The sequence below is a fragment of the Alcanivorax sp. HI0083 genome, assembly GCF_001635175.1.
On record NZ_LWFX01000165.1, the window covers coordinates 1 to 7,896 of the forward strand.

Here is a 7,896-nt window from a genome sequence, read left to right on the forward strand (position 1 = left end):
CCATAACCCCGTCGGATGCGTTGATAATGGCATCCAGGGTGTCATCATCCGCCACCGCTTCAGCCCGCTCGATTTTGGCGATGATGCCGCCCTTGCCTCCGGCATCGTGATAGCGGCGGCGGGCTTCGTTCACATCCTCGGCATCGCGGGGAAAGGACAGGGCCAGGAAGTCCACTTCCATATCGGCGGCGGTAAGGATATCGGCCAGATCTTTCTCGGTGAGGGCGCGGGCACTGAGCCCGCCGCCCTTGCGGTTCACGCCTTTGTGATCAGACAGTTCGCCACCCACCCGCACGGTGCATTCCACGCGGGTGCCATTGATGGTGTTCACTTCCAGTTCCAGCAGGCCGTCATTGAGCAAAAGAATATCCCCTGCCTGACAATCGGTGGGCAAGGGGGGATAGCTGACGCCGACTTGTTCGGCATCGCCGGCGTCATCCGGGAGGGCCGTATCCAGGGTAAAAGGCTGCCCGGCGCTGAGCATGATGGGACCGTCCCGGAAGCAGCCAATACGGATTTTGGGCCCCTGCAGATCGGCGAGGATGGCCACATGCTCACCGCGTTGCCCGGCGCAGCGGCGAATCTTCTCGGCAGTCTCACGATGGGTATCGGCGGTGCCGTGGGAAAAATTCAGCCGGAAGACATTAACACCGGCCTCGATCAGCATGTCGAGCATGGGTTCCGGTGCAGAGGCGGGGCCAACGGTGGCAACAATCTTGGTGCGGCGAAGCGGGTGCTGTGGGGTGCGAGAGGGCATGCGTGTCTTTCCATCAATCATTTCGCATTAGCATACCATGGGGACGCGAACGAACGATGACAGCCAGCCGGGCATGGGACCGGAAAGCTGAGATTCATTTTAATCCTTAAAGAAAGGTTCATTGCGGAATTGAGTGATCAGCCGGTTTCAGAACTTGTCTCATTATCCCGCCCTGGTAACCGCAGGACGCCGGATGCCCGACGATGGACGCTTGAATTCAAAACCTAAAAACCTTGGCGACCATTCTCTCTGCGCAAAAACGACAACGCCTCAGGCTATGGAGGTTTGCGTCAGGCGTTCGGCGTCGAGCGTTTGGCAAAGTGCCGGGTATTTGTGATAAGCCGTCAGACGGCGAAAAGCGTGTTATTCACTCTAAGCCGCGATGAACCTAAAGAAAGCCCCGCCGGGAAGGCGGGGAAAGGGGAAACCGGTAGCAGGGAATCAGTGAAGCATGGCAAAGGCACAGGCCTGGGCCTGGCTGAGACGAAGAAAGTCACCCATACCCATTTTTATCACTTCCGTGTGAGTGCCCGCATTGAAGGCAAGCCAATCTTCGCGAAGCAAGGTGTCGTCCACATAGACATTCATGTTGTACAGATTCCCGAACGGCGGTTCGCCACCGGGTTCGCAAAGCGGGAAGCAATCCTTGAAGTCGTCTTCGCTGGCCAGCTCAACGCGGTTGGCATGGAGGGCCTGGCGTAATTTTTCCGGATCCAGATATTGGTTGGCAGGCAGCACCGCCATGGCCAGTTTTCCATCCACGTCCACAATCACGGTCTTGGCCATGTGTCGGCCGGGAATATGGGCGGACTGTGCTACCTCGGAAGCGGTAACAGCGGGCGCGTGGTTGTAGCAGTGATAATTCACGCCGTTGTTGTCGAGAAAATCGGCCAGTGCGCGGGCGGGCATGACGAACCTCCTCCCGGAATCGTGTCGCCGGGATTGGGGAGCGGCCTGACAAACAGCTTGTGGCTGGAGCCCAGGAGACGCTCCGTGACAGGATGTCTGATTAAGGGTAGAGCCGGCGAACAAGGAGGAGAAATACAAATATGCGCTAATCTTTATAGCGGAAAAGAATAGGACGAGCGGTCGGTGTATCTTGTGTGGTGGCTGTAGGAGTTCCCTTCCAGGGGACGAACCGAGCGCAGCGAGGAGAATAAAAAGCAAATTTCTTTTTGAGGGATGCCTGCCCAGCTGGCACGCCTGAGCATATTGCCGGCGATTTTCGCGCAAGCGCGATTCGTCCCCTGGAAGGGAACTCCTACAATATTCTTTAAGGGATAGGGTTCAATAAAAACGCGGGCAGTGATCATGCCGTCTGGCATAACCCCTGCCCGCGTTGTTGCGTGTTGCATGCTGCCTGGCGCGTGCAGCGTCTCTTGTCACATTCCCAGATTGTCGAGAATGCGCAGGTTCGGCCCGGCCTGATTCATGGTGTAGAAGTGCAGCCCCGGCGCGCCCATGGCCAGTAGCCGTTCGCACAGACGGGTAACCACTTCTTCGCCGAAGGCTTTTACTGCGGCATCGTCGTCCTTGATGTCGTTGAGTTTGCTTTGCAGCCAGCGCGGCACATCGGCGCCACAGGTGTTGGAAAAACGCAGCAGGTTGGCCACATTAAGAATCGGCATGATGCCCGGGTAGACGGGAGCATCACAGCCAGTTTTTTGCAGCGCGTCCATGTAATAGCCGTAGGCATCAGCATTATAGAAATACTGGGTCAGGCCACTGTTGGCGCCGGCATCCATTTTGCGCTTGAAGTGAGCGATATCATCTTCAAAGCTGCGTGCCTGGGGATGCATTTCCGGGTAGGCCGCCACTTCCAGCTGGAAGTGGTCGCCGGTTTCCTGGCGGATCAGGGCCACCAGTTCATCGGCGTATTTGATTTCGCTTTGCGCATAACCCATGCCGGAAGGCAGGTCACCACGCAGGGCGACGATGCGGGTGACACCCGCATCCTTATAGCCGTTCACCAGTTCAAGGATTTCTTCCTTGCTTTGACCGATGCAGCTGAGGTGCGGGGCGGTGTCGCCGTGCTGCTCGCGCAGCTTGTTGACCATGTCGCGGGTGTTGTCACGGGTAGAGCCGCCGGCACCAAAGGTGCAGGAAAAGAAAGCCGGGTTTTTGGCCAGCAGCTTCTTCTGCGTGGCCAGTAATTTTTCCTTTCCCTGTTCTGTCTTGGGAGGAAAAAATTCAAAACTGATTCGTTGCATGGGGCTTGCCATTTACGTTTGTCATTGTTGAAAGCGTAGTGCTTTCGATGGCCGGGTCGGACGTCGGAAGTCTGACGCTTTTGGCATCCGACTTCCGGCGTCAGACGTCCGACTTAGTACTTGTAGTGCTCGGGCTTGAAGGGGCCTTCCACGCCGACGCCGATGTAGTCGGCCTGCTCCTGGGTCAGTTTGGTGATCACGCCACCGAAGCCTTCCACCATGTAACGGGCCACTTCTTCGTCCAGCTGTTTGGGCAGCACTTCCACCTTGAGCATTTTTTCTTTCACGGCGTCAGAGTGGTTGGCGTAACCCTGATCGAACAGATACATCTGCGCGAGGACCTGGTTGGCGAAGGAGCCGTCCATGATGCGGCTGGGGTGGCCGGTGGCGTTGCCCAGGTTGACCAGGCGGCCTTCGGAGAGCAGCAGCAGGAAATCGCCGGCGGCCTTGTCACGCCATACCTTGTGCACCTGCGGCTTCACCTCTTCCCATTCCCAGGTCTCACGCATGAAGGCGGTGTCCACTTCGTTGTCGAAGTGGCCGATGTTGCAGACCACGGCGCCTTTCTTGATGGTCTTGAGCATGTTGGCGTCGCAGACATTGAAGTTGCCGGTGGTGGTTACCAGCAGGTCGGTGTTGCCCAGCAACTCGGTGTTGATGGAGGCTTCGCTGCCATCGTTGATGCCGCCCTTGTACTGGCTGACCACTTCAAAGCCGTCCATGCAGGCCTGCATGGCGCAGATCGGGTCCGCTTCGGTAACCTTCACGATCATGCCTTCCTGGCGCAGGGACTGGGCTGAGCCCTTGCCCACGTCGCCGTAACCGACAACCAGTGCTTTCTTGCCTGACAGCAGGTGGTCGGTGCCGCGTTTGATGGCATCGTTCAGGGAATGACGACAACCATACTTGTTGTCGTTTTTGCTCTTGGTGACGGAGTCGTTCACGTTGACCGCCGGCACTTTCAATGTGCCTTTTTTCAGCATTTCGTAGAGACGGTGCACACCGGTGGTGGTCTCTTCGGTGATGCCGTGAATGCTGTCGAGCATGGCCGGGTAGGTCTCGTGGATGTAGCCGGTCAGGTCGCCACCATCATCCAGAATCATGTTGGCTTCCCACAGCTCGCCGTTGCCGTCGCGACAGGTTTGCTCGATGCACCACATGTACTCTTCTTCGGTTTCGCCTTTCCAGGCAAACACCGGTACGCCGGCGGCGGCGATGGCCGCAGCGGCGTGGTCCTGAGTGGAGAAAATGTTACAGCTTGACCAGCGTACTTCGGCACCCAGGGCGACCAGGGTTTCGATCAGCACAGCGGTCTGAATGGTCATGTGGATACAGCCGATGATTTTGGCGCCTTTCAGCGGCTGCTCGGCACGGTACTTTTCGCGAATGGCGATCAGTGCCGGCATTTCGGTTTCGGCGATATGGATTTCCGAGCGGCCATAGGCGGCAAGGGAAATATCGGCGACTTTATAGTCGGTAAAGGTGTCCGCTTTCGCGTTCATGGTTTTCTCCGTTGGGGTCGGACGTCGAAGGTCGGACGTCTGACGCTAAAAGCTTTCATGCACTTTTCAGTGCCTGGATCAAGTTGTTGAGCATGGCGTAAATGCGGTCAACATCCTGGTTGAGTTTCTCAAGTTCGTCGTGAAAGGCGAGTCGGCTTGAGAGAAAGAGTTGAGTTTCCAACTCCTGCAGTGAGCCTCTGGCGATGTAGAGGAAGCGAACAAAATCCTTGTCGGTTCCCCGGCCTGATCCTTCAGCAATATTTGATGCGACACTCACAGAGGCTCTGCGCATCTGCTGACTCAACCCGAAGCGTTCCTCATCAGGAAAATGTCGGGTGATCAGATAAACCTGTTCAGCCAACTCCATGGCTCCACGCCACACATTGAGGCGCTGATATTTTCGAGACACTTCAGGACCTCCCTGTCCCAAGCGTCCGACGTCAGACTTCTGACGCCCGACTGGTTTTTTTACAGCGCCTTGGCCAGTGCTTCTGCCTTGTCGGTCTTCTCCCAGCTGAACCCTTCACGACCAAAGTGGCCGTAGCTGGCAGTGGGGCGGTAGATCGGCTTGCGCAGGTCGAGCATCTCGATGATGCCGCGCGGACGCAGGTCGAAGTGTTCACGAACCAGATCGACGATGGCGCTATCACTAATCTTGCCGGTGCCGAACGTGTTCACCGAAATGGAGGTGGGTTCGGCCACGCCGATGGCGTAGCTCACCTGGATCTCACATTTGCTGGCCAGGCCCGCGGCGACAATATTCTTGGCCACATAGCGACCGGCGTAGGCGGCAGAACGATCTACCTTGGACGGATCCTTGCCGGAGAAGGCACCGCCACCGTGACGGGCCATGCCGCCGTAGGTGTCCACAATGATTTTACGGCCGGTCAGGCCGCAGTCGCCCATGGGGCCACCGATCACGAAAATCCCGGTGGGGTTCACGTGGTACAGGGTGTCCTTGTGCAGCCATTCTTCCGGCAGCACGGGCTTGATGATTTCTTCCATCACCGTTTCGCGCAGGTCGGCCAGCTTGATGTCCGGGGAATGCTGGGTGGACAGCACCACCGCATCCACGGCCACGGGTTTGCCGTTGTCGTAACGCAGAGTGACCTGGCTTTTCGCATCCGGACGCAGCCAGGGGAGAGTGCCGTTCTTGCGCAACTCGGCCTGACGCTCCACCAGACGGTGAGAGTAGTACACCGGGGCGGGCATCAGGGTATCGGTTTCGTCAGTGGCGAAGCCGAACATCAAGCCCTGGTCGCCGGCGCCCATTTCCTTGTCTTCGGCTTCGTCTACGCCGATGGCGATATCGGCGGATTGCTTGCCGATGCCATTGAGTACGGCACAGCTGGCGCCATCGAAGCCTTTTTCAGAGCTGTCGTAGCCGATATCCAGGATCACCTGGCGAACGATGTCTTCCAGCTCCACGTAGGTGTTGGTGCGCACTTCACCGGCGACCACGGCCATGCCGGTTTTTACCAAAGTTTCCACCGCCACGCGGGCGTGGGGGTCATCCTTGATGATGGCATCCAGAATGGCGTCCGAGATCTGGTCAGCCATTTTATCCGGATGGCCTTCGGACACGGATTCGGAGGTAAAGATGGAATATTCACTCATTGCCGGAGTGCTCCTTGATTACTGGTCTGACGTCGGACGTCAGAAGTCTGATGCTAAAAAACAGAGAGGGTTGGATTTCGTCGTCTGACTTTCGACGTCAGACGTCCGACCCCTCTCCAAGTCATAAAACCTGGAACAATCATCGTGCCCTAATCGAGGCGCTTGAACGTCCTCACCTGCACCTGAAACCCGTTCCGCAGTGCCAGAAACTGGCTTTCCTGCAACTCAAGGCCGGCGCGGCCGGCCCAGTCCACCAGATCGGCTTCATCAAAGCCGAGCCAGAAATCCCCGCAGGTCTCGTGGGCCCAGTGCTGGTCATGCCGACACAGGTCGGTGATCAGCAATGTGCCGCCGGCCTGCAGTTGTGCGGCAGCGGCGCGGATGGCGCTGGCCGGTGCGGGCAGGTGGTGCAGCACCATGTTCAATACCACGGCGTCCACCGTGGGCAGGTTTCTGGCGGCTTGTGGCCAGTCCCCCAGTATTAACTCCACATTTGACCGTTTGGCGACCGTCTTGCGCGCCCGTGTGAGCATGGCCTCGGCATTGTCCAGGCCGATAACCTGTTCAAAATGCCCGGCGAGCTCCAGCAGGAACAGCCCGTCACCGGGGCCAATTTCCAGCACCTGTTTTCCTTCCGGGCTGGCGCGCAACAGCAGCTCGCAGGCCTGTTCGGCATATTGCCCGTACTCGGCGATCAGCTCCTGCTGGGCATCATGCTGTTCGGCGTGCCGGGCAAAAAAGGCGCGGCTTTGCTCTGCCCGTTGTTGCTGCACCTGCTCCAGCCGCGCGGCGACTTCCTGATTGAGGGACCCATCATCCAGCTCGTCCAGCAAGGCGCTGTGAACGGCACCCTCTGCGTCATCCGCCTGGGGCAGGCGACGACGGTAGAAAATGGAGTTGCCCTCACGGCGTTTTTCTACAAGCCCGCCTTTTGCCAGCACCTTGAGATGGTGGCTCATGCCGGATTGCTTCATGGCCATGATCTCGCACAGTTCCAGCACCCCGAAACTGTTCTGGCCCAGCACCTGCAATACCTGCAGGCGTAACGGGTCCCCGGCGGCCTTGAGAAAGCCCGCCAGATGATCGGTCACATCCGGTAGAGAGGGAGCCAGTGCATTCATAATGGCGGAGTCTAGCGTAATCAAAACCTAAATCAAAATAAATTGATATAGATCTCGGTCGGACGTCTGAGGTCTGGGGTCGGACGCCAGGACGGTGCCTTTGCCGGTTTTGCGTCAGACGTCCGACCTCAGACGTCAGACCGTTATTTCATGGCAGGTGCTTCGGGCAGACATGGTTGCTATCCAATACGCGCCGGACATTTGCCCGCAACCCGCCCTTGAGGGACAATAGCGCCCCTTTTCAGCCACCAGTCAGTTTTGGAGCCCTGCATGCCCAGCGCCCCCGCCAGCCGTGACCTCGCCAATGCCATCCGTGCCCTGAGCATGGATGCGGTACAGAAAGCCAATTCCGGGCACCCCGGTGCACCCATGGGCATGGCGGATATCGCCGAAGTGCTGTGGCGCGGTTTCATGCAGCACAACCCGGCTGACCCGACCTGGGCTGACCGTGACCGCTTTGTGCTCTCCAACGGCCACGGCTCCATGCTGCTGTACAGCCTGCTGCATCTGACCGGCTACGGTGTCAGCCTGGACGACATCAAGAACTTCCGTCAGCTGGGCAGCGCCACCGCCGGGCACCCGGAATACGGCGATGCGCCGGGCATCGAAACCACTACCGGCCCACTGGGCCAGGGGATTGCCAACGCAATCCCCTGGCCCAGTGGGCCGGTAGTGGTTTCGATGCCCGG

The 7,896-nt window shown here is 58.3% G+C and carries 7 protein-coding genes and 1 pseudogene; 1 reads left to right on the forward strand and 7 read right to left on the reverse strand.

All coding sequences use genetic code 11. The annotated features are described in order from the left end of the window. The 7 genes from A3754_RS01770 to A3754_RS01800 all read right to left on the reverse strand — a co-directional run. Window positions 1-757, reverse strand: a 757-nt coding sequence (locus A3754_RS01770) for a pyruvate kinase (protein WP_231880440.1), incomplete at its 3' end; no start/stop codon positions are given. A gap of 441 nt (window positions 758-1,198) precedes the next feature. Then, window positions 1,199-1,666 (reverse strand): aminoacyl-tRNA deacylase, encoded by a 468-nt coding sequence (locus tag A3754_RS01775; RefSeq protein WP_063518691.1) that lies wholly within the window; start codon window positions 1,664-1,666, stop codon window positions 1,199-1,201. 473 nt (window positions 1,667-2,139) lie between these two features. Beyond that, on the reverse strand, window positions 2,140-2,967 hold the full coding sequence (metF, locus tag A3754_RS01780; protein WP_063518692.1) for a methylenetetrahydrofolate reductase [NAD(P)H]: 828 nt from the start codon (window positions 2,965-2,967) through the stop codon (window positions 2,140-2,142). A 113-nt stretch (window positions 2,968-3,080) separates the two neighbouring features. Further along, entirely contained in the window at window positions 3,081-4,469 is a 1,389-nt protein-coding gene (gene ahcY, locus A3754_RS01785) for an adenosylhomocysteinase (protein ID WP_063518693.1), read from the reverse strand. 55 nt (window positions 4,470-4,524) lie between these two features. Further along, on the reverse strand, window positions 4,525-4,878 hold the full coding sequence (locus A3754_RS01790; protein WP_082872483.1) for a four helix bundle protein: 354 nt from the start codon (window positions 4,876-4,878) through the stop codon (window positions 4,525-4,527). 59 nt (window positions 4,879-4,937) lie between these two features. Next, the gene (gene metK / locus A3754_RS01795; RefSeq protein ID WP_063518695.1) at window positions 4,938-6,086 is read right to left on the reverse strand and encodes a methionine adenosyltransferase; all 1,149 of its coding nucleotides are present in this window, start codon (window positions 6,084-6,086) and stop codon (window positions 4,938-4,940) included. A gap of 149 nt (window positions 6,087-6,235) precedes the next feature. Then, entirely contained in the window at window positions 6,236-7,231 is a 996-nt protein-coding gene (locus tag A3754_RS01800; RefSeq protein WP_231880441.1) for a metalloregulator ArsR/SmtB family transcription factor, read from the reverse strand. A gap of 246 nt (window positions 7,232-7,477) precedes the next feature. On the opposite strand from A3754_RS01800, the pseudogene A3754_RS01805 reads away from it, so the two are divergent. Then, window positions 7,478-7,896: pseudogene (locus A3754_RS01805) on the forward strand (transketolase); the annotation flags it as partial.

Coding starts and splice junctions, on each gene's coding strand:
- A3754_RS01775 (WP_063518691.1), bottom strand. CDS start 1,666: ATGCCCGCCCGCGCACTGGCCGATTTTCTCGACAACAACGGCGTGAAT.
- metF (WP_063518692.1), bottom strand. CDS start 2,967: ATGCAACGAATCAGTTTTGAATTTTTTCCTCCCAAGACAGAACAGGGA.
- ahcY (WP_063518693.1), bottom strand. CDS start 4,469: ATGAACGCGAAAGCGGACACCTTTACCGACTATAAAGTCGCCGATATT.
- metK (WP_063518695.1), bottom strand. CDS start 6,086: ATGAGTGAATATTCCATCTTTACCTCCGAATCCGTGTCCGAAGGCCAT.